Below are 22,301 nucleotides of genomic sequence, written 5' to 3'. Positions count from 1 at the left end.
AGAGTAGGAGCATCATTAAGTGGAAGCGGTCGCATCTTGGTTAGCGCATTCATCGCACACACAACTTATCTCTAACTGAGGGCTAACAACGGTGAAGCCTTCTTGCTTAGCGTGAGATTGAAGGTCGCGAATAATGGCAGGGTGGATGGTTTGCTCGCTGATCTTGTCGCATTTGGAGCAGATCAAAAATTGGGGGATGCCATGTTCATGTTCACAAAGAATATGGTCGCAAAGTATGAATTTATTGGAGACTTTCAGTTTATGCGCCAAGTGGTGCTCTTCTAAGAACTCCAACACTCGATAAACCGACATCGCCTGAACATTCTGATCAAAGTGCTCTTTACAGTAATCGACAATTTCATAGGCAGACAGCGCTTTGTCAGCGTGTACCAACGCACGCAATATCAACAGTCTCTTTGCCGTAAACTGTTTGCCATTGGTTTTGCAGCCGTGTTTTACATGCTTAATGATCGCTTCGACGTCTCGCATTCAATCCACTAAATTAAAAACAATATAGAGATGTTATAACATAACAATTTGAGTAGTGAAACGTACTTTTGGTTTTGTTAGTACTAAGTGTGACTATTATTAGTTTTAAATGAAGTAAGGAAATGCGACGTTTTTAGGTTGGATACGGAGTTTCCGTTGGGTAATACCGTTTTAAAACGTCAACGAGCGTGACGCATATCTGCATTCCGATATTGACACAATCGAATTAAATGCTGAAATGATACGAATCTCATATTTAATAACGCTTATTTAGTAACCTCTGTTGAGTTCGATATCAAATCAAGTGGCTGATTTTATTGGGTATCGGAGAAAAGTCTCAGAAATTAATATTTAGAAAACTAAAGTTTTAAATATTGGCTAATTTAGTTTGGTTGGAGTATAACTCTGTTTGATGGCCGAGAAGTAGAGGTTTTTCAGCTATATGTGTGAATTTAGGAGCGAGTTATCTTTCTGATTTGAAAGAATAATTCAATAGTTCAGATAAAAAAGTTGGCGAAAATCAGAAGCTTGGCATACACTTTCCTTGTAAATGACCTTATCTCATTGATTGAATAGGGTAAATGCTTTGGCGCTACTGGCGATAGTAGCAATGTTTAACATAGCTTTGAGGAAAGTTTTATGGCACTCACGAAGGCCGATTTGGCTGAGAACCTGTTTGAGACACTCGGATACAGCAAGCGGGATGCCAAGGAAACGGTGGAAGTGTTTTTCGAAGAAGTTCGTAAAGCACTCGAAAATGGCGAACAGGTAAAACTGTCTGGTTTTGGTAACTTTGATCTTCGCGAGAAAAACGAGCGACCTGGTCGTAACCCGAAAACTGGTGAAGACATTCCAATTTCTGCTCGACGTGTTGTTACTTTTAGACCGGGACAAAAATTAAAGGCCCGAGTCGAGAATATTAAAATCGAGAAGTAGCCAAGCAATAGACCACGCCAAGCGTGGTCTTTTTGTTTTTGCGGTTCATACATCGTCTGTTGACTTTTTTGTCGCTAGTTCCCCTTAGTAGCATGACCTTACTCTCTTTTTTTCGTTGCTCTCCTCGTTAATTACCATTAGTGAAATCTCTATATTTTGCTGTCTGATAGGAATGGAGTAAGGAAAGCAAATCGAGAACACCAATAACAAGAAAGGGCTGCGATTATGCAGCCCTTTGTCGTTCTTGTTTATGATAATTGCTTAGCCAGTGACTAAGCTGCTTTGATGTGCGTTGTAATATACGGTTGCCATGCTTGTTGGTAAAGCTCTAAAGATTGGCGTCTTAGGCTATTGATTTGCGCCGCTTCGATATCGTTGATTGGGCGTTTTTCTGCAATCGCGTGACGCTCAATGCCTTGGATTATTTCATATAGCTCGTGCTCAGGGCCGCTTTTCACATCAGCAATCGCTTTTAAGTGAAGTTGAACCTCCGCAATGATGTTGGTTTTTGGCAAACGAACCAATAAGTTAAGGTCACGGTATCCAGAATCAGCCGGTGATTTAAACTTGTTCTTCAGCTTAACAACGTCTGCTTCGCGGCTCAGCGCTTCGTAAACTTCAACCAAGCTCTCTACATCGTTCGCGATGATAGTTGCACGGGCTAAGTCGGTAATTTTTGTTACGTCACCATCAAGCTCAAGAGCGATTTTTTCTTCTGCACGAGCTTGAGATTTAACGCCAGCAAAGAGCGCTTCAGAATTGGTGAGTAGGGCTGTGCTTTTACAGATAGTTTCTAGTTCAGCTTGGCCTTGATGCGCTTTGCTGTACAGAATATCGAAGTCGGTATAAGGTTGAGTCGGACGTGAGTCGAATGCTTTAATGCCATACAAGCCGCTTAGGCTATGGCGGAATACATTTGATGAAACTTGGTTTTGCGATGACGCTGTGCGTGATTGATCAGTTGAACTTGTTGAAACAGGTGCTGCTGCGAATGCAGGCGCTCGGCTCAATACCAGAAGCATTAGGGCCGTCGTACGGAGAAATACACTCATTCAAACTCCAAAATACAAGGTTACAAAAAACGGGTAGTCAAAAGGGGTAACCAGTAACGCATAAGAGTAAAAACAGCTTAACTAAACTCACTAGATATTAAATGGGGCTAGCTAAGACAGAAACCAACTCTAACGTTTAATATTGCTTTAAAATGTGAAGATATAGACAAATAATCCAACCGTTAGTTCCGCAATTATCAGAACTTTGAACTTAGCCAGTTTCTGATTTTATCGAAACCAATGTGGTACTTTAAATCACGCTAAGGTTGCTCTTACCTCTCTATACTGTACCCTTGCATTATGACTGTTTAACATGAACGAAAGATGAATAATCCTGAATTTTGGCACAATAAATGGGCAGCCAACCAAATTGGTTTCCACCTCGAAGATGTAAACCCACTTCTGATTAAATTTTGGGAAAAGACCGAGCCTAGCTACGAGAAGAGTGTGTTTGTTCCACTTTGTGGCAAAAGTGAAGATCTAATTTGGCTAGCTTCAAAGCATGAAGATGTTCAAGGTGTCGAGTTAAGCCAGATTGCGGTTCGCGCATTTTTTGCCGAGCACCTTTACACGCCGACTGTGACTCAAATTAGCGGTCAGCACGAGCTGTACCAATTCGATGAATTGAACATCTATACAGGCGACTACTTCACAGCGCCAATCCAGCCTGTCGATACCATTTATGATCGAGCGTCTTTGGTCGCATTGCCTGAAGAGATGCGAGTGCAGTATGTAGAGCGTTTGAAACAACTGCTGAAACCGGGCGGTAAGATCCTCCTGGTGACGCTGGATTACGACCAAAGCGAGATGGCGGGGCCTCCGTTTAGCGTACCTAAACTAGAGATCGATCAGTTATTCGCGGGCTACAATATTACATTGTTGAATCAGGACATCGCAGACGATGAACATCCTAAGATTGCAAAGAAAGGCTTATCTCGATTCAGTGAAGAAGTGTATTTGATTGAGTCAGACGCTTAAATTCCGCAAGCTTTCAAGCGAAAAGAGCGCTCAAATAAATAAGATAACACCAACAAAAAGACGGGCTCGATAGCCCGTCTTTTTTATTGTTGAGATTTGAAGTCGCGATTGTTCAGAGTTGAATAGCTAGCTAGTAGATCACTTTTACTTTTGACGCGCTCTCAATAGCATCTTCAATCGCTGTCTCAGTGCTGTTGCGACGAGTAAGCGCTACACCGAGACGACGGCGACCATCGATATCAGGTTTACCAAACAGGCGAACTTGCGTTTGTGGCGCGTCTAACGCCTCTGTAAGACCTTCAAAACGAATGTTAGTTGAAGTGCCTTGGCCCAGAATAACCGCTGAAGCACACGGGCCGTATTGCGTGATGGATTTAACCGGCATACCGGTAAAGGCGCGTACGTGCAGTGCGAATTCCGATGAATCTTGAGACATCAATGTTACTAAGCCAGTATCGTGTGGGCGAGGGGATACTTCGTTGAAGATTACGTGATCGCCTTTAACAAACAGCTCGACACCAAAGATACCGCGACCACCTAGTGCGTTAACCACTTGTTCAGCAGTGTATTGCGCAGCTTTCAGAGCGTTATCTGACATGATCTGTGGCTGCCATGATTCACGGTAATCACCGTCTTCTTGGCGGTGACCGATTGGCGCACAGAAATGAACACCGTCGACTGCACGAACGGTAAGCAGTGTGATTTCGTAATCAAAGTCGATGAAGCCTTCGACGATCACACGACCTGCGCCAGTACGACCACCTTCTTGTGCGTAGTCCCAAGATTTTTGGATGTCTTCTTGTGTTTTTATAACGCTTTGGCCTTTGCCTGAAGAACTCATTACTGGTTTCACAACACAAGGCATGCCTACGAATTCAACAGCGGCTGAGAAATCTTCGAAGGTGTCTGCGAAGCGATAAGGGGAGGTGCTCAGTTTCAGCTCTTCTGCGGCTAGACGACGGATACCTTCGCGGTTCATGGTTAGCTTGGTTGCATTCGCAGTTGGAACGACATTCAAACCTTGTGCTTCTAGCTCAACTAACTTGCTGGTGGCAATAGCTTCGATTTCAGGAACCACGTAATCAGGTTTTTCTCGTTCGATGATAGCTTGAAGTGCATCGCCGTCTAACATGTCTAATACATGGCTACGATGCGCAACTTGCATTGCTGGTGCGTCTGCATAACGGTCACAAGCAATAACTTCCAAACCTAAACGTTGGCACTCGATAGCAACTTCTTTGCCGAGTTCACCTGAACCTAATAGAAGTACACGAGTAGCATTTTCACGAGTAGCAGTACCAAACATAGAAATTCCTTCCGATCTTTTGAACGATTGATTGAAAACGGGGTGATCATACTTATTTCAATGACAAAAGCAAACGTTTGCGCAAGTTGTTGCGTTAATTACAGATATAAAAAAAGCAGCCCTGTTAAATAGGGCTGCTTATTTAAATTTTTGTTAATTAGATGTACTTAGATTGCTAAGTAAGTCACTGGAATGTCGGGATTAATCGCTTCTAATGTAGATTGCGTATCCGCTAGGTGGCTGATGCTACCTTCTGCGATTTCAACCAAAGCAGCACTTTCAATTTGTTCAAAATCGAAGCCCGCCAGTTTAAGTTGAATCAATGCCACTTGCAGAGGGGGCAGGCTCGGGTTAAACGCAGCATTTTCTGCGTAAGCACCCGTGAAGATCTCACCTGATGTTAGTTGTAGTGAAACACCGCTTAGGTTTTTGGTGTAAGGAGCATGGCTGCGGTTTAGTGCTGCTAGCGCTTCTACAACAATAGGCGTTGTTTCTTCGGTCGTGTACTTATGATCAAGCTTAGTCATTAGGCCAGTTGTTACACCTAAGTCTGCAGGGCCGAACGAGTCTGGCAGGTACTCCTGCAGAGACATTTCATCACGCTGTGGAAGCTGAACTTTAAGTTCTTTTGCTGTTGTCAGTTCGTTCATGAATTGACGACAGTGACCACAAGGACTGAAGTTGATCGTGATATCTGAGATACCTTGTTCGCCTTTCATCCAAGCGTGGCTGATTGCTGATTGCTCTGCGTGAACCGTTTGACCAAGTTGAGCTCCGGCGATTTCAAGGTTTGCACCAAAATACAGAGTACCAGACAAACCGCGCACGATTGCACCAACATAAAAGTCAGATAACGGAGCGTAAGAATACGCTGCGGCAAAAGGAAGTAGCGCAATACGTAGCTCGTCATCCGCTAAACCACTTGCTTGCAGTAAGCTAGCAAATTGTTCTGGAGACAATGTCGCGTCAAAGTTGTCTGCTAATACGATGTCACTCAAAAGTGCTTTGATTTCTGTTGGAGCACTTTCCAGCGCCAGGGTAATACGACTGTTCATGTTGAATCCTTAATTGACCTTAGGCTTTAAGTTTATGCAATACTCAGGAATTTTCTGTGACAAGGGTCACTATTGAATTGTTGTTGTTACATTGGTTTGCATAATTAGAGTGAGGTCACACTTGAAATCGATTACAAGAGCCATTTATACAGTTGATATCGCACTTATTGCTCGTAAAAGACCGTGACTTGACTGCTCTTGCTGAATAAATGCGAATAAAAAGCCCAAACAGACACTGTAAGTAACAGCATTCTGGTTGGGCTGAATCGCGTAGTGATTGTTTCGATTAAGAGTAGAGCCAAACTACAAGCGAAAATATACTCGGTGCGATAATCGAGGTAATGACGCCACAGAGAACAAGCGCTAGAGAACTGAATGCCGCATCTTCTTGATTCTTTTCAGCACATGTCGCAGTACCTAATGCGTGAGATACCGTTCCCATTGTTAACCCTCTGGCGATTGGGCTCTTAATACCAATCAGGTTATAGATTGGGTAAGCAAAAATTGCCCCAAACAGACCAACAATCAAAACCAGAATCGCAGCAATAGCCGCTTCACCACCTAAATGACTTGAGACTTCCATTGCTATAGGTGTAGTGACCGATTTACCTAGTAGGCTGGCAATTAGGCTCAGATCTGCTTTAAAGGCGACCGCAATCAGTGCTGTTGTTGTCATCGACATCACACTGCCCAGCGTGCAAGCAAAGGTGATGATGCGCCAGTTCGCTCGAATTTGAGGTAACTGTTCATATAGCGGATAAGCAAGCGCCACAACCGCAGGCTGAAGCATGTAAGTAATCCAAGTGTTGTCTGCGTAGTAGGTCTCGAAAGGGACTTTGAAGAACAACAGAATTGGAATAATGATGCCAATGCTGATCAATAACGGGTTACACAGTGGTGAGTTCACTTTTTGGCTTACCCAGCGAGCAAACAGGAACACCGCGATGGTCAGTAGAATCCACATGATTATTAACCTCTCGAAAGCAAGCGGTCTAAGAACCATGATAGAGACACCAATACGATCAGAGTTCCGCCAACTGCACTTGCCATGATTGGCAAAGCATTGGCGATAAGCATGTCGAAGTGATCCATTAATCCAACACTGATTGGGACGAACAATAAGATCATCAAACGAATAATCAGACTGGCTCCGGGCTGTACCCAATGTGAAGGGACGATACCTATCACCATGGCAGTAAATAGGATCAACATGCCAAAGATACTGCCTGGGATAGAGGTCTCTAGATATTGTTGTAACGCGTTGCCTGCAGTGAGAGCACCTATGATTAAGGTGAAGGAGATTAAGCAGTAAACGAGTTTGATCAATCTTTCTTTCAAAGTGTCACATCTCTTGATAATGAATTAACTAGCTAACTTTTCTACGTACTGATAAACCGCTTTCAAGATGGCCATTTTCTTCTCGTCGCTTTCATGTTCATGCGCGAGGTTTTCAAGGTTTAGCATGTAATCTTCTAAACGGCTCTCATAATACTCACGACAGTGGTTAGCCCACTTAAGTTGTTCAGCTTCGTCTAGCGTCCATGGAAAATGGCGAGCGCGGTAACGGAACAACAAAGGCTTAATGCGTTCGTCACTAAAAGTGATGTCCAGTGCTGCCAAGTTATTTGGGTCAGTTTCGCGAATGATGTTCATTGCGGTCTTGTCAGCTGGTGAAAAGAAGCCGTCGTAAAGGTGTGTGTCTACGTCATTGCTTTTCTCGTATTCACGCTCTTGTGAATATAAACCGATCAGTTTTTCACGGATCTCTGGATGTTCACGTAATAGGGCTAGATTCTTCAAACACTGTTGACGATCGATACCGATCGTTTCAGCATTTTCAGCGGTGAGCGTTTTTGCTGGCGCGAGAATAGGGCACTTGTTGAGTTGTACCAGTTTGATTGGTACTGGCAGTTCGTCTTCAGCAAGCTCGCTGCGCTTGGTATAAAGCCTTTCTCTTAGTTCATCCGCATCCATTTCCAGTAAAGGGCTAGGATCTTTCGCTAAATCCACAACGATAACGGCATTTTGGTTGGTCGGGTGCCAAGCCATAGGAACAATCCAACTTGTGTAGTTGCAGTCACGACCAAACATGCCTGACACGTGCATTAACGGTGTCATGTTGACGATGTCGACAAGCTCATTCAACTTACGCTTGTGGCGCATGTTGTAGAGGTAATCAAACATCTTAGGTTGTGCGGCTTTCAGCTTTTTCGCGAGTTCGATAGTTGCGATAACATCGGCCATCGCATCGTGCGCGTTCTCATGTTCAATGCCATTTGCCACAGATAGGTGTTCCAGTTTAAAACTTGGGTAACCTTCTTCATTCTCTGGCCAAACAATGCCTTCAGGGCGCAGTGCGTGAACAGCGCGCATTACATCCAGTAGATCCCAACGTGAGTTGCCGTTCTGCCAGCTCCACGCATATGGGTCGATGAAGTTACGGTAACAGGTGTAACGCGTTACTTCGTCATCGAATCGAATGCTGTTGTAGCCAAGGCTTGTGGTGTTTGGTTTTGCAAGCTCTGCATGAATCTTGGCGATAAACTCAGGCTCAGGTAAGCCTTGAGACATGGCTTTTTGTGGTGTGATGCGAGTGATCAGCGCAGCTTCAGGTGCAGGAAGATAATCAGCAGGAGGTTGGCAGTAGATAACCAAAGGTTCTCCGATAACATTGAAATCTTGGTCGGTACGAACACCTGCGAATTGACTCGGACGATCTTTCGCTGGGCTCACGCCCCATGTTTCGTAATCGAAAAAGAAGTAGGTTGGCTGATTATCTGAACTCATTGAATTTCCTGAACAGTAAGCGGACGACGTTTACTGTGGCTGAAGGTTAGTTTTGTTCAGTATCTGATAGTATGCGGTACGCGTGCAACCCAGATCACAAATAAATTGCCGGAAAACGGTGCTTTACTATTCAATCGAGTCAACAGGGAAGCTTTTGAATCGAATTGTGGCGATTTCTTCGTAACGGTTCTGCCTGTTTACGGTTTAGATGAGCGGCGGTGGTGGAGAGTCAGGGTCACTATCAAGGTACAGATGTTTAAGCTATCAGACGACCGTTTAAACCGTTACATCTTCATGCCTAATGCTCTCCCCAATTTAGTTGTCTTTCGGCAATATAATTCACTAGCTTTGACGATTTATTGAGTATTTATGAGTGTAGGGGTAATCATGTTGGATAGTTCTACGTGTCTCATTTTTAATACTGTTTAAAACTTATGTTTAAACTGGCTAATACAGAAACTTAATATTTCATTTTTATTACAGATCAATGTTAATACTGGTTTGTTTCATTTATGAGACTATATTGCAACACGGTGATCTATATAGTGATTCATTTAAATAAAATGCTTGGTTATTACTTTTGTTTATTGTGCAGACATTTTAAATAAAACGTTTTTTATAAAAATAATGACGTATAAAATTAAAGGGATTAAGTGTAAAACCAGTTTTATATATAATTAATAAAAACACCTAAATACCACTATTTTTTCTAGTGTTATTTGTGTCAATTTGCGTGATCTTATTCTCACTGCGCCTCATTTCTTTATAAATTAGTGTCAATGTATATATTTTCTAAATAGGATTGCTGTTACTTAATTGTTAACTCTGATTAACTATTAGGTAACCCTAATAATAAAGCCGATTTTATATAAAGGATTAAAGAAATGAACAAAATTTTTAAGGTTGTTGCTGTCTCTGCACTTTCTATCTCTTCAGCGAACGTTTTCGCTGTGAGTGACACTTTTGATGCAACACTAGAAGTAAAACAAGCAATTACGATGACAAAAACAAGTGATCTTGATTTTGGTATCATCACTTCAGATAACACAACAGATGTTGTTATCGCTCAAGGTGATGCAGGAGCTGCGGCATTTACGCTTTCAGGAGAGTCTGGTGATGCAGTAACAGTAAGTATTTCTGATACTAACTTAGTTAACGGTGTAAATACGATTGCAGCAGAATTCGACTTTAATAACGCTATTACTCTTACTGGTGGTAGTGCGGATCTTAATATTGGTGGCACAGCACGTACTTCAAGTGCAACATTAGTTGCTGGTACTTATACTGCAAACGTTGCAGTAGATGTAACTTACCAGTAATCAAATGAAATCAGTATAATATTTTGGCTGTTGTAGAGCAGCCATTTTTACGATGAAGTTTCTATTCAAATACGCGATTTATATCGGTCTGACGTTTTATTCAAGCCCGTTTCATGCTCTGGAAATCATTCCTGAAAATATGGAGGTGAAATTTCCGGGTATGTATATCTCTGGCTCGGGGCAAAATGCTGATGCTAATCCGGCTAATAGTCAGATTTACGTAGTTCGATTTTATGTTGAAGGCGAGCCTGGTAAAAAGATCGTGGTTTCGCTCCCCTCTAAGCAGTACCTCAACCATTCTCGTAAATCCAAACGTCTTCGTATTAAAAAGTTCTATTTTGGTTGCGGCTTATCAAAGCGAGGCAGAGCCAAAATCAAAGGCAATGGAAGAAGCAAACTACTGTGTATTGGTGCACGAGTGAAAATCGGCGCTAATCATCCCGCTGGCGTTTATACCAGTACAATTCCTTTTGAGGTTAATTATAAATGAAGTTATTTATCTCATGTGTTCTCGGCTTACTTTTCACGGCACAAGCCTCTGCTCAACTCCTAATCGCTCCAACTCGTTTTGTCTTAGATGCTGATACCTCTGTGACGGAAAAAATCGTGGTGGAGAACAATTCGGATGAACCGATTCGATTGGAGATCAAACCAATCTATCGACCAGTCAAGGCCAGTGGGTTAGTTCGTACCGACGCGAATATTGCTGAGTCTGAAAATATCGCTGATTGGATTAAAGTGTCACCGCCGATTATTCGTGAATTGAAACCCAACCAAAGACGCACTGTTCGCTTACGCATGAACGCATTGCCAGACGACATGCCAGATGGCGAATATCGAGCTTACCTATGGTTTTCGCCTATCGCGAAGGCTGTTGAAGCCTCACCGCCTGATTTATCCAGAAAGGTTCGTTCTAACAACGGTTCTGCGTTTAAACTCAACTTTCATATCAACAGTTATGTCCCGGTTTATGTACAAAAAGGTGAGCAGGTACAAGATGTGAAGTTTCAATGTGATGATCAGAACCTCAAGATCACGAATGACGGTAATTTCCAGTTCAGCGCTAAACTGAATGTCGACGAACACAGCGAAAAGGTGGTGTTACTTCGAAATGCAGAATTAACCAAACCGCTACCAAAGGGCTCGAAGGTTTCATTGGTGCAGAACGACCAGCCTTTGTACGAATGTGTTCTGTAGCTTGAACTGTGTGTTGCCAGTGATTGTGCGCTCAACTGAGTGACGACAAGATCCATGTTTCAACATTTGGCTTGTCGATTTGCCTTGCTTTGTTCACTGTTTCCATTTGTCGTTCTTTCGCAGTCAGAAGGGGAAAGTGAGGCGATTGAGCTTTATCCTGCTCATATCGAAGTTCGAGTAGGGCAAGTCGGTGATAGTTTCTATCGTGTCATGATGGATGATTACGAAGAGCCGTTTATTTCGATATCAAATGCCGCGTTTTCTCTGCTAGAGATGAATGGGCAGTGCGATGAGAACGGCTATTGCGAAATCTACTTGCCACAAGATGTAGGCAGAGAGTCACCTCCTTATATTGTTGACACTGAGCAAGCGCTTTGTTATCGCGATGACAACAATATCCAGTCGATCAAATTTGAAGTGATTGACTCAGAAACCTACATCCACTGGTACAGCTTACAAGCCTGTATCCCTGCCAAAATCCGATGGGACATTGATGACTATCGGCTAACCGTTTCCCCGGAATTCAGTTCGTTAACCGAGTTGGAAGCAGTGATCTCTAAGATCAAAAATGAATCCCGTAAGAAAGCCGAAGAGTTGAAGCGTGCCAGTAATACTCCAGTTATAGAGCCACTTGCGACCGTGGGTTTGGCAACAAGATTGGCGGCTTCTGTTTACCACGATAGTGAAACCGGCGGCGATGTTTACGTCATTTCCGACACTATCCTAAGCACCGAACATTCCTTATCTCGCTTGTCTATTGATTCGCGAGAAGATCAGCCTGTCGTCTATTACAACATTGCGGTTGAGGCGCATGATGGAGAAGGTTCAATTGAAATTGGGCACGTGCTGTTAGATGGCAGCGTATTTACCGTCAATCAAACACTCGAAGATGGGCTTTATTATACCAATCGAAAGCGTCAGCCCGAATTTGGCAACTTACAATTGGAACGTACTACTAAACCGAACATCAGCATCGATGTGTTGGTTAATGGCATCTATCAAACTACGTATCGTTCTGATGAGTTTGGACGCTTTGTTGTTGAAGAAGACAACATCTCGCCTGGTGACACCATTAAATTTCGCTACTATTTATCGAAAGGAGTCTGGCAGGAAGAAGAGATCACCGTTGCCGGTTTAGAAGATGCATTTCTGCCACGCAATGAGTGGGGCGTACAGGTAGTCGGGAATGAAGGTGCAGACAGAGCGGGTGCTGTATCTTTGGAGTATGGACTTGCTGATTACTTTACTGTGGGTAGCGCTTTTAGGAGGCAACATGGCAAAGACTTGGTTGGTTTCCAAGGGCGATATTTACCGACACATTGGTTTGCAGGTCATATCGGTTGGTTACCTGACTTTAATCGGTTTCCAATGGAGTTTGATATCTTACTCGGTAGCGACCAATCTGCGTCAATCGAGCTCAATAAAACCGATGAACTGGATTCAGAGTCAATGGAATATGACGTATTCAAATACAACTCTTCGCTTGCAAATCTGACGGCCTTTTTAACGGTGAGAGACGACGAAGATGAGCTGAGTGTCGAGCCAAAAGTGAACGCCAAGGTGTCGAGTAATCTGTTTCTCTCTTATGCTGGAGACTATCGTTATATCAAGAGCTCCCATAAAGACGATTATCTACACACAATAGGGTTAGCCAAGAGCGGATTTTCAGACACATCTTGGAATGTCTCGGGCACAGTGAATGGCTCTGGACACCATGAACGAACCGAGTTTTCGTTAAGGAACGCGTGCAAAGAGTGCATATTGGACCCACTTAATGCTTTTCAAGAACTTACGACTAATGTGTCCGCAAGATATCAAAAGCAAGAGGTGTCATTTTCGGCTTCTCTAGAAGCGCGTGTGAACCCTTATCTGCTCTTCAAATTGGAAGGAAACGAAGACCGTTATGGTGTTGAGGTGACCACTGAATTTGGCGCGAAAACCTATTTTGATAAGAACATAGGCGAGTTCGTTGAGTGGAATAAATACAATCATTCTAAGCTGACGGGAATTGTTTATGATCACCACAAGCAGCCTATCGCGGGTGTGAGCTTACAAATACTGGACCAACGTGCGGTGAGCGATTCAAAAGGGCGCTTCGAATTCTCAAGTGTTCCCGCGCGCGACAATCTGCCTATCTATATCGATGAAGGTGCGCTTGACCTTAACTTAACACCGATTCAGAACCCTGTATTTGTGAATACTAAACAAGTCGGGTTGACCCATGCTCATATCGAAATGGTGGTTTCATTTGGCGTTGACGGCACAGTAGAGGGAACGCTGGAAGATAACGCATATTTACACTTCAAACACATACAAAAAGGTACGGAATATTCGAGCGAAATAGAGAGTGACGGCTTTTACATGGTAGAAGGATTAATCGCTGGAAAATATATTATTACCCTAGAGATGGGCGATAAAAGATACGTGCAAGGTGCCGACTTAGATGGTGACTTTTGGGTAAGCGACTTAACATTCCAGCTGATCGACTTTCATAAGGTCTATTAATGCTAGTTGAGGCTGAGAATCGATGTTCTCAGCCTTTATCTTAACGCTCACTAGTAGACGCAGGCTTCCGCTACCGTGAGGGTTTCTCCTGAATGGAGATCTTTTATAGGGCGCATGCCGACTTGTTCTGCTGACATTTCACGATAGATCACCTGATTTCCCTCCGGCGTGGTATTGATAGCAGTGACCTCAAACAGAGAGTTTCTATTAATGAGTACTTCTAGTTCATCATCGCGCACCGTGGGTATCACGATACCGTGTTGACCAAGATTGAGCTCAAAGCGCGAAAGTTGCCCATTATGAAAAGTATAAGAGGATGTTTTCGAGATAGACGTCGATAAGTAGGAAGAGGGGCTGACGATATCTCCAACCTTTACGTTCGATCCATAAGGAGAGAGTAAGCTCTCACCGCGAAAAACCGTCCCTTGGTATTTGATGCCATTTTTGAACGCAGAATCGATTTCTTTCACTAACGATTCTGTTTCCTCATCCATCCTACCTTGTGCTAAGCCCCTTCTTATTGGCTGGTAAGCATCGTATTGATACCTTTCTAAGGCTTCGATCTCACTATAGCTCAGCTCTTGATTTTGCATTCCTGCTTGCTGATAAAGCTGCGATCGAATCTTAGCAAAGTCCCCATAATTCGATTCAATTCCTGGGTCGGACATATCTTCAATAATGGCTTCAATGTTATCGGCACTATAGAACTCAGCGTTATATTTGAGTTCAGCAAGAGAAGTAAAAGGTATCGCCGTAAGGCAAAGGGCAAGTAAGTAGCGAATGTGCAAATTCTTCATTTTAGTAATTATAATTGTTGTATTAATAGCTTTCTATTATATGTGATATGCCCTCTGTTTAATAATAAATATTCCGTATCTACCTGATTATTTATAGATAATTTACGCTCTAATTAGTAAAGAAGATAATTGGACGTGTTATTTGAAAGCGAATCACAGTTTTATTTACTGGCACGATCGTGAAATTGATTTATCCCTTAAAGCGAACCATTCTGCTTACCTTGTCCTGTTAATGGTAATTATTATCACTAATGATAGTAACTGAGTGAGTAGAAATTTTAATGAAAACGATCGTAACTTTATTGTCAGCGATGCTCCCATATGCTGTAGCCGCTAGTGATTCACAAGTAACCGATTTCATGGAGGCGTTTCATGGTTCGCCCGAGGCGGTTATGGATGCTGTTCCTGAAAAAAGTGGCCATGTTATCTTTTCCAAGAATTCTGAATTTATGAGTAGTCACCGAGACTTGATGAGAGAATCCATAATTAGAAGGGGAGAGATAAATTCGGGAATATCAGAATTTTTATTATCACCGATTCAACAAAACGATAACCCTGCTCGTTTAGTTGACTCTGGGAATGGTCTAATTCGCAATTTAAACCAATTGTCTCAAGTGGCTCCAAATCAAACACGACTCGATGTTCAGCCGTGGTCAGATACGTATTGGCCTTTGTATTCTGGTGCACTCGCTTGGCGTTATGCAGATAAGGAACTTAGAGCGAATAATTGGAATGCGTATTTCGATTTTAGTAATACGCAAAAGCCCTTAGCGTTCTATCAGGGTCAAGACCGTGATGACCTGTCGCCAGCAGAAAAGTACGATCTTCTGGTTGGAGATGGGGATTTCACTCTGACTCAACGTTCGTGGGATTCTGGCAAGCGGTATTATGAGTCTCGTGGACATGTGGAGCGTTGGATGGGGCTTTGTCACGGATGGGCCCCCGCAGCATATATGCTTCCACGACCAAAGCAATCGTTGATTGTACCTGACGCAAATGGTGAGCTCCTTACTTTCTACCCGTCAGATATTAAAGCACTCGGGACATTGCTATGGTCTGAAGCGCCGTTTAATTCTCGTTTTATTGGTGGGCGCTGCAACATAAAAGATCCAATGAGAGACGAAAATGGGCGTGTTATTGATCCAAATTGCGCGGATACAAATCCAGCAAGTTGGCATCTATCTATCGTAAATCAATTGGGCATTTCCAAGCGAAGCTTAATCATGGACGCAACCTATGATTATCAAGTTTGGAATCAGCCCGTTGTTGGCTACAAGGTGACCTATTTTAACCCAGAAACGAACCAAACAGCTTCTCAACCATCAGCAGTAACCATTGATTTGCAGGATTACCGTAAAGACAGGTTTTCTAATTACCGCTCTTCAAATGCTCAAAGTGTGGTTGGGGTTCAGATGGTAGTCAGTTATGTGGTTGAGACATCTCCAACTCATAGAGATAGTGATTCGCCTCGTTTCGATGGCATTACCAACGTCACTTATTACTACGATCTGGAACTTGATCAGAATGGCAACGCAATCGGTGGCGAATGGTACCAGAATCGACATCCAGATTTTTTATGGACACCCACTCCTCAAGCGGTGGCTAAGTCTTACTACGATGGCCAAGGTCAGTGGGATATTACACAGCCCGTTCCTCAATCTTGGCAAGATAACGCTCGCAGAGCATCGCGCAGTACTCAACCACTAACATCGGTCGTAAACGCTTTGTTTGAAGCGTCGAGCGGTATTCAGTCCGATGATGAATGGCGAGGTATTGTTACTGATTCAGAAGATGGATTGAAATGTCTGGATGCCGAAGTTGCTGGCTCTAATTCAGGCTTACTCATTTATGGTTGGAGTTGTCACGATGGGGACAATCAAAAGTGGAAAATGAATGTGGATGGAAAGTTGATCAACAAAGCGGCACCGGATATTTGCCTTGACCAAAATGGCATAGATATCAGTTTAGAGGAGTGCCGTAATCACGAGACTCAACAATGGCGTTGGGATAATGGCCAGCTGAAGAATGGTTTGGCGAACTCCCTGAAATGGAATGATCGTACTTGGCTGGTGGGTGCTGATATCAACGGTAGCCAGTGGCGTTGGAAATAAACTGAATTGATGGCCCGCGTTATGCGGGCTTTTTTATTCTATCAACTTGCAGATGTTAATCGGAAGGCGGGGAAAACATCAGTTTGATTTTCTGCATTCGCGAGAGCTGTGTATTCTTGAGGTCTGTCCATATAGCTCTCCACTCTTGAAAGGTCACCGTTATCGGGTTAAAACTGTTTACAGGCTTGGTGACGCCGTAACGCACTGTTTCGATTTCAGGTTCGAAGGTACCGAATAGCTTATCCCAGATGATAAGAACACCAGCGTAGTTTTTATCTATGTATTGCGGGTTTCTGCCGTGATGTACACGGTGGTGAGAGGGTGTGTTAAAAATGTATTCGAATGGGCCTAGGTTTCTTATCCATTGGGTGTGCACAAAGAACTGTAAACCGAGATTTAAAAGCACCACAAATATCACCCATTTAGGGTCAAAGCCTATGATGACTAAAGGCACCCAAAATAACCACATGCCTGCAAATGGGTACATTAAACTCTGACGGAAAGCCGTACTGAAGTTCATGCTTTCTGAACTATGGTGTGCCACGTGTGCCGCCCACATCCAACGGACTCTATGACTTGCACGGTGGAACCAATAATAGAAAAAATCCTGCAGAACCATCAAAACAATGAAACTCAGTACGCCCATTTCGATATCCATTAAGTGCCAGCCGAATAACCAAAGATACAGCTGAACAATCAGTAATCCGGTTAACAAATCGGAGAGCTGGTGCATACCCGCCAACGTAAAGTTACAGAGCACTTCAGACAATTTATAACTCGAATTGTCGGGTAATCGACCTTGCTTTTGACCAATGAAATACTCGGCCAACATACAGATCATGAACAACGGAGCTAACACAAGCAGTAGCCATTCTGGGTGATTGATCAGTGAGTCGATATCCATTTCCTGTTCCTGTTCCTGTTCCTTTTTTGTTTTTGCTTCGTGACTAGGTGCGCTACCAGCGTGCGAAATGATCTTCGGTAAGACCAAGCACATTCTCTAGCTGATGGATGCTCCCATCGTTGTCTTGAATTGAACCTGAAAAGTGGCCGATGAACTGACGGAAGTTACTTTTAAGTACCCATAAATTGAGCTTTTCACTGCGTTGGTTAATAGGGGTAAACGTCAGGTTGATGCGCCCATCTTGCGATGTGATTGTCCAAGGTCGGTCGATATCATCTCGGTTAAACATAAAGTGCACAGGGTTAAGTAGGTGTCTAGAGCCATCAACCCACAATACGTTCTCACAAGTACCGGTTTCATTCACGCCCGCCGCGAGGTTTAGGCCAATATCTGTGCCATTGGATTGCGTGTTGATGCTTGCCCAGCGCCAACTGGTTTCACGTCTCATGTAGCCCGCTGAAAAGTCATAACCGGCACGAGCTTGTTCGAGAACGAGTGATTCTCCTTTGATTTGGATGTCGCCGCTGATGCGCAAAGCATTGTGCTTTTGGGTGTAAGTCCAACCTGAATAACCGGTTGGGCTGCACATCGCCAAGGGCAAGCTGTCGGCTTCAGGCTGTAAAGCGATATCGGCCTTGATGAGTTTGGTATTCAAGCGAACTTGCCATTGTCCGCCTTCAATTTCAAAGGTAATGCTTTGGTCTGCAATGTTTGTCGTGCCGTCAAATGGTGAAGCGGTAACTTGTTTATAAAACCCTAATGGCCTCAACCAAGATGACTCTTCTAGATGGTTGTTTTCAATATCGTACAGATAACAAAATGCCGAGCCCAAGTAGCGAATATCCGCGATAGCGACACCAATAATGTGTGTGTCGGTGACGATGCTGACAAATTGGAATTGTTTGTAGTGGAAGTGCTTCTGCCAAGAGTTTGCCTTTGAATCCATCGAGTTTCGGTAGTCAAAGCTCTCGATGTTCAGGTGTTTGGGGATGCCATCGAAATGTCCAATGATCGGCTGACCATTAGAATCAATCAAACTGTATGGAGCCGGATTTGTTTTTATCATTGCGATGGTTCACATAAATTTAACAATTAACAGCATTGTGCGACGAGTAACGTAAAATTGGGAGGTCATAATCGGACAAGAGCAGGTTATCAATCACGATTCTGTCAGTGTGGGTTATCGAATCTGTATGGTCATGAGCGTGGGAATCGGCTCAGTATAAGGGGATTTAGTTGGAAATTATCGCAGAGTACATGCCAACGGAGCATCGCCACCAATTGGGAACATTGGATGTCGTGTTATTGCTGAATACACTGGCGCAAAGAGGCATGGATATTGAAGTGCTACTTGCTGGTGCCGGGTTAGATAGCCTAGATTGGCAAAACCCAAATGGGAAGCTGACTTACGCGGATAAACTGTCCATCTTCAGTGCGGCCACCCAGAATTTTCCTCACGATGGCTTAGGGCTTTGGCTGGGGGACCACGCTAGCTTGAGCCACTTTGGTGTGTTGGGTTATGCGCTATCGACCAGTCAAAATGTCGGGGAGGCCATCAAGTCGGGCTTTAAATATCTGCGCCTGAACGGTCCTATATTCTCGGTTAAATTGTTTCTAGATTCCGAGCAAGCAGTGATTCAGATTGAGAACACCTTGGAAGTGGGTGATCTCCTGCCTTTCTGCAGTGAATATTTCTTAAGTTCAATCGTCTCTTTGTTCAAAGAACTGACTGGTCATGAATTGGATATTCATACTTTGGCTTTGCCTTATGCTCGCCCTAACTACGCCAAGCTCTATGACGACCGTTTCCAGTGCCCTGTGATTTTTGAGCAAAGCCATTGTGAACTGCGTTTTGATGCCTCGGTTTTATCACAAACCTTATTGACTCATGATGCCGCGACACTGAAGCGCTATCTTGCGTCTTGCCAGTCTATAGTCGAAACGCTGGACTCTGAGCACCTATTAACTGATCAGATCAAAACGATCTTTTATCAAACAGCAGGTAGCTTCCCAACTATAGAGCAACTCGCCGTCGAGTTTGGTTGCAGCTCTCGCACACTCAGACGAGAACTGGTTTCTCATAATTCCAGTTATCAAGCCTTACTTACTGAAGTCCGGGTCGAGTTAGCCAAAGAGTTGTTACTCGGCACAGCAATGAGTATCGATGAAATTGGCGAAAGGCTAGGGTATAGCGACCCCGCTAATTTTAGACGAGCATTCAAAAGCTGGCTAAATAAAACACCGGCGCAGTTTCGTAAAGGCCTCACTTAATCTGGTTATAACTTTTGTCTCTCTTTATTTCCTGAAGAACTGCTCACGAAATTCAGTTACTTGTTGTTGATAGTAACTGTTCCATTCCTGAGTATCCCAATTGGCATGACTTGCAGAGCGTTGAGAGTCTAAGCTCGATTTTAATTGATCAAGTTGGTCGTGATAAGTCATCACCGTCTGCTGTTGTTGCACCACTTGTTGTTCACGCGCGGCGATATTATCGGCCTGTGCTGCATCTAAATATGTCTCTTGAAGTTCAACTTTGATGGTCGCTAGCTCGGCAGAACTGTAGCTGTTTGGCAGCAGTGAGACAGCAAGCTCGTATTTTTGAGCCGGAGTCTCTGCATTTAATGTCCCTGTTTTGTTTGCCCACTCAGCGAGTAAATCTTGGTAGTGTGAGATAAATTCTGTGGGCTCAACTTCCTCAAGCGTGTTTGCTCTGAGCGTAAAGTTCAGATGCGCAAATTGATCGGCAAATAGCTGGTGGGCTAACTCTCCCCAAACCTCTTGTGCAGACTGCTTAAACAGCTCAACACGCGCTTCCAAAGAGTCAACGGACTCAAGTGGAATTGTGCTTTCCATTACTTGCCAATCAGTAGATAGCTTGGGGTAATCACTTAATAGTTCAAACCATTCTATCGGTAATTTAGATTTCAACTGCGCGAGTTGTTCAGTGCAATTGCCCACTTGTTGGCAAAGCGTCCAAAACTTATCGAGTTCATTCAGCAGCGATTTACCTTCAAGTTCAATTAGGTCTTCTGCATATACTTTTCCGTGCAGGTTTTCAGTTTGGACTTGTTTACCTTGCGAAACGGGATTGTCTGAAAAGCTTGCCGTCTTTGATGTGGGACTATTGTCCTCAATTGTTTTAGAAACGTGCTTTTTTGCTTCTGTGTGTTGAACAGAAGATTGCGGTGTTTCAATTGATTTTGATGACCATGAGTAGCCAACAATGCTCGTCACCGCGACGAGCATTAGGATTAATATAACTCGATGCATTATCCGTTCACCGCGCTACTTGATGACAGCACTAACAGGGAAGTGGTCTGAAAGGTTGTAGTGCTTCCATAATTCACTGCTGGTTGAGCGAGGAACATCAACGCGGTTATTGTTGTGAGCTTTTTGTGCATACTCTGAACTCACCACCACGTAATCCAAGTATTCGACGTTCTCACCACCCGACATAGGTGCACCCGCAAAGTTATTGATGCGAGGATCAAAAGTTGAAGCGGTATAACCGGAGTAATCAGGCTCGGCGGCTTGCAGGTTGGCGAACATCTGTTGGTAGTCGCTTGGGAACTTAAGCTTGTTCACGTTGAAATCGCCGCTGTAAATCACCGTTTCTGAGGTTGGTATATTCAGTGATTGAGCGAGTTCACGCATCTGTCTAAATTGACGCTGACGATAGTCACGCGCTGTGTCCGTATCGAACGAAGCGGTGTGAGTACCGAACACGTGGTAAGCCTGACCGTTTTTGATGACCTCAGCGTAATTCACCCCTTTGTCAGCGAAACAATCTGTGCCCGTACAATCAGGGAATACGTATTGTGCTTCGTTGACGATAGGATAGCGGCTCACAATGATCACGCCACCGTCGTAGATGTTGATGCCTTCTTTATCGAGCATTTTAGTTTGGTAAGGATACTCTTTTGCCAGTTCACGCAGGAACTCATCTCGTCCGTTGGCAAACACTTCTTGAAGCGCCAATACGTCGTAGCCCTTAACGTATTGAGGGATGAGGTCGTAACGATCGCCGATGTGCGAAGCGATAGCGGGTAGAGCCCAAATGTTGTAGGTCATCACTTTCAATATGTTGGCATCTGGCTCTGGTTGCTCATCGATTTTCTCTGGGGTGATGGTATAGTAAATATCATCGTAGCGAGCGGTGCTATCAGCTTTGGAGGCAAGCTCCGTATTCACATCAAAAGCATCGGTTGAATTACGGTGAATATTACGATCATCATGCAGTGTTAAGTCGACGTCTGCTGCGCTCAAACCGTGTTGCAGTGTTGAGTTGTACCAATGTCCTTCCATGATTTGATTAAGTGTGACGCTCTCCCCAATAGAATTTGAGACTACTGTGTCAAACTCGTATGTCTTACCGGACTTCACGCCTGTCCAGCGGTTGAAACTTATCAGCTTTTTGGTTTCCCACGGGCCAATTTGTTCAACATGTTGCTGCCACTCATCACCTAACTGAAGTAGGTCGGTACCAGTATGAATGGTTTGAATCGTCATCACTTGGTTGGTGTTGTTGGTCAGGTACACATCGGTATCTGCAATAGCCGAGGTTGAGATGAATGAAGCTGATACAAGTAATGCACTCAGGCAAGTCCATTGAGTTTTCATTTTCACGTTATCCTTACTGATTGGTTTAAAGAATAACGTAGTAAAGAGTTATGACATTGGAGTTATAACTCTATCAGAATTATCCAAATATTAGATATATGCCATAGTTTTATAAATTCGATTACTCATTGATAATTAACATATTGCTTTGTCGGAATGATAAGTGATACGCGCGCACGCTAACAAACAGAAGAACGATTTGGATTTAAGGCTAAGTCACTAGTGGTGTGTTTTCGTGGAAATCA

General features: G+C 43.6%; 20 protein-coding genes. 8 read left to right on the top strand and 12 right to left on the bottom strand.

Going from position 1 to position 22,301, the window contains the following annotated elements; all coding sequences use genetic code 11:
- Positions 1-15: 15 nt before the first annotated feature.
- Positions 16-489: a transcriptional repressor gene (locus tag BCV39_RS19565; protein WP_048664859.1), complete on the bottom strand. Its 474-nt coding sequence runs from the start codon at positions 487-489 to the stop codon at positions 16-18.
- 639 nt (positions 490-1,128) lie between these two features.
- On the opposite strand from BCV39_RS19565, the gene ihfA reads away from it, so the two are divergent.
- A complete protein-coding gene (gene ihfA / locus BCV39_RS19560; protein WP_004734853.1) occupies positions 1,129-1,425 on the top strand; it encodes an integration host factor subunit alpha in 297 nt (98 codons plus the stop codon).
- A 272-nt stretch (positions 1,426-1,697) separates the two neighbouring features.
- On the opposite strand, the gene BCV39_RS19555 is transcribed toward ihfA, so the two are convergent.
- Positions 1,698-2,477: a RelA/SpoT domain-containing protein gene (locus BCV39_RS19555; RefSeq protein ID WP_102431769.1), complete on the bottom strand. Its 780-nt coding sequence runs from the start codon at positions 2,475-2,477 to the stop codon at positions 1,698-1,700.
- Between the two features lie 324 nt (positions 2,478-2,801).
- On the opposite strand from BCV39_RS19555, the gene BCV39_RS19550 reads away from it, so the two are divergent.
- Positions 2,802-3,455, top strand: a complete 654-nt coding sequence (locus BCV39_RS19550; RefSeq protein ID WP_102431770.1) for a thiopurine S-methyltransferase — start codon at positions 2,802-2,804, stop codon at positions 3,453-3,455.
- 130 nt (positions 3,456-3,585) lie between these two features.
- On the opposite strand, the gene purT is transcribed toward BCV39_RS19550, so the two are convergent.
- The 5 genes from purT to sbcB form a co-directional block, all read right to left on the bottom strand.
- Positions 3,586-4,761 carry a formate-dependent phosphoribosylglycinamide formyltransferase gene (gene purT, locus BCV39_RS19545; RefSeq protein WP_102431771.1) on the bottom strand — a complete coding sequence of 392 codons (1,176 nt, stop codon included), beginning with the start codon at positions 4,759-4,761 and terminating at the stop codon, positions 3,586-3,588.
- Positions 4,762-4,928: 167 nt separating this feature from the next.
- Entirely contained in the window at positions 4,929-5,816 is an 888-nt protein-coding gene (gene cdd, locus BCV39_RS19540) for a cytidine deaminase (protein WP_048664862.1), read from the bottom strand.
- 286 nt (positions 5,817-6,102) lie between these two features.
- Positions 6,103-6,780: an LrgB family protein gene (locus tag BCV39_RS19535; protein ID WP_102431772.1), complete on the bottom strand. Its 678-nt coding sequence runs from the start codon at positions 6,778-6,780 to the stop codon at positions 6,103-6,105.
- Positions 6,781-6,785: 5 nt separating this feature from the next.
- Positions 6,786-7,154 (bottom strand): CidA/LrgA family protein, encoded by a 369-nt coding sequence (locus BCV39_RS19530; RefSeq protein WP_102431773.1) that lies wholly within the window; start codon positions 7,152-7,154, stop codon positions 6,786-6,788.
- 24 nt (positions 7,155-7,178) lie between these two features.
- Positions 7,179-8,603, bottom strand: a complete 1,425-nt coding sequence (sbcB, locus tag BCV39_RS19525) for an exodeoxyribonuclease I (RefSeq protein ID WP_102431774.1) — start codon at positions 8,601-8,603, stop codon at positions 7,179-7,181.
- 884 nt (positions 8,604-9,487) lie between these two features.
- Between sbcB and BCV39_RS19520 the strand changes: the two genes are divergently transcribed.
- From BCV39_RS19520 to BCV39_RS19505, 4 genes are read left to right on the top strand one after another with little or no spacing between them, the layout of a single operon-like run.
- The gene (locus BCV39_RS19520) at positions 9,488-9,922 is read left to right on the top strand and encodes a DUF4402 domain-containing protein (RefSeq protein WP_017104493.1); all 435 of its coding nucleotides are present in this window, start codon (positions 9,488-9,490) and stop codon (positions 9,920-9,922) included.
- A 52-nt stretch (positions 9,923-9,974) separates the two neighbouring features.
- Complete coding sequence (locus tag BCV39_RS19515; RefSeq protein ID WP_102433211.1) at positions 9,975-10,412, top strand: DUF4402 domain-containing protein; 438 nt, start codon at positions 9,975-9,977, stop codon at positions 10,410-10,412.
- Positions 10,409-11,119: a molecular chaperone gene (locus BCV39_RS19510; RefSeq protein ID WP_102433212.1), complete on the top strand. Its 711-nt coding sequence runs from the start codon at positions 10,409-10,411 to the stop codon at positions 11,117-11,119. The genes BCV39_RS19515 and BCV39_RS19510 overlap by 4 nt, the downstream gene beginning before the upstream one ends.
- A gap of 54 nt (positions 11,120-11,173) precedes the next feature.
- A complete protein-coding gene (locus BCV39_RS19505) occupies positions 11,174-13,624 on the top strand; it encodes a carboxypeptidase-like regulatory domain-containing protein (protein WP_102433213.1) in 2,451 nt (816 codons plus the stop codon).
- Positions 13,625-13,674: 50 nt separating this feature from the next.
- Here BCV39_RS19505 and BCV39_RS19500 read toward each other — a convergent pair whose 3' ends face one another.
- Complete coding sequence (locus BCV39_RS19500; RefSeq protein ID WP_102433214.1) at positions 13,675-14,421, bottom strand: ADP-ribosyltransferase; 747 nt, start codon at positions 14,419-14,421, stop codon at positions 13,675-13,677.
- A 281-nt stretch (positions 14,422-14,702) separates the two neighbouring features.
- Between BCV39_RS19500 and BCV39_RS19495 the strand changes: the two genes are divergently transcribed.
- Complete coding sequence (locus tag BCV39_RS19495; protein WP_102433215.1) at positions 14,703-16,532, top strand: ricin-type beta-trefoil lectin domain protein; 1,830 nt, start codon at positions 14,703-14,705, stop codon at positions 16,530-16,532.
- Between the two features lie 55 nt (positions 16,533-16,587).
- On the opposite strand, the gene BCV39_RS19490 is transcribed toward BCV39_RS19495, so the two are convergent.
- Both BCV39_RS19490 and BCV39_RS19485 read right to left on the bottom strand, forming a co-directional pair.
- Positions 16,588-17,436, bottom strand: coding sequence for a sterol desaturase family protein (locus tag BCV39_RS19490; protein ID WP_102433216.1), 849 nt, complete (start codon positions 17,434-17,436; stop codon positions 16,588-16,590).
- A gap of 52 nt (positions 17,437-17,488) precedes the next feature.
- The gene (locus tag BCV39_RS19485) at positions 17,489-18,502 is read right to left on the bottom strand and encodes a DUF2804 domain-containing protein (protein ID WP_102433217.1); all 1,014 of its coding nucleotides are present in this window, start codon (positions 18,500-18,502) and stop codon (positions 17,489-17,491) included.
- Positions 18,503-18,672: 170 nt separating this feature from the next.
- Here BCV39_RS19485 and BCV39_RS19480 point away from each other — a divergent pair, with 170 nt between their 5' ends.
- Positions 18,673-19,707 carry an AraC family transcriptional regulator gene (locus tag BCV39_RS19480; protein ID WP_102433218.1) on the top strand — a complete coding sequence of 345 codons (1,035 nt, stop codon included), beginning with the start codon at positions 18,673-18,675 and terminating at the stop codon, positions 19,705-19,707.
- A gap of 24 nt (positions 19,708-19,731) precedes the next feature.
- Here BCV39_RS19480 and BCV39_RS19475 read toward each other — a convergent pair whose 3' ends face one another.
- Together BCV39_RS19475 and BCV39_RS19470 are read right to left on the bottom strand one after the other, a co-directional pair.
- Positions 19,732-20,682, bottom strand: coding sequence for a chromosome partitioning protein ParA (locus tag BCV39_RS19475; protein WP_102433219.1), 951 nt, complete (start codon positions 20,680-20,682; stop codon positions 19,732-19,734).
- 39 nt (positions 20,683-20,721) lie between these two features.
- On the bottom strand, positions 20,722-22,056 hold the full coding sequence (locus tag BCV39_RS19470; protein ID WP_102433220.1) for a sphingomyelin phosphodiesterase: 1,335 nt from the start codon (positions 22,054-22,056) through the stop codon (positions 20,722-20,724).
- Positions 22,057-22,301: the final 245 nt, after the last annotated feature.

The sequence above is a fragment of the Vibrio sp. 10N.286.55.E10 genome, assembly GCF_002872555.1.
GTDB classification, from domain to species: Bacteria; Pseudomonadota; Gammaproteobacteria; order Enterobacterales; family Vibrionaceae; genus Vibrio; species Vibrio crassostreae.
The sequence above is the reverse complement of the archived record's forward strand: the minus strand, read 5'-3'. Positions and strand labels throughout refer to the sequence as shown.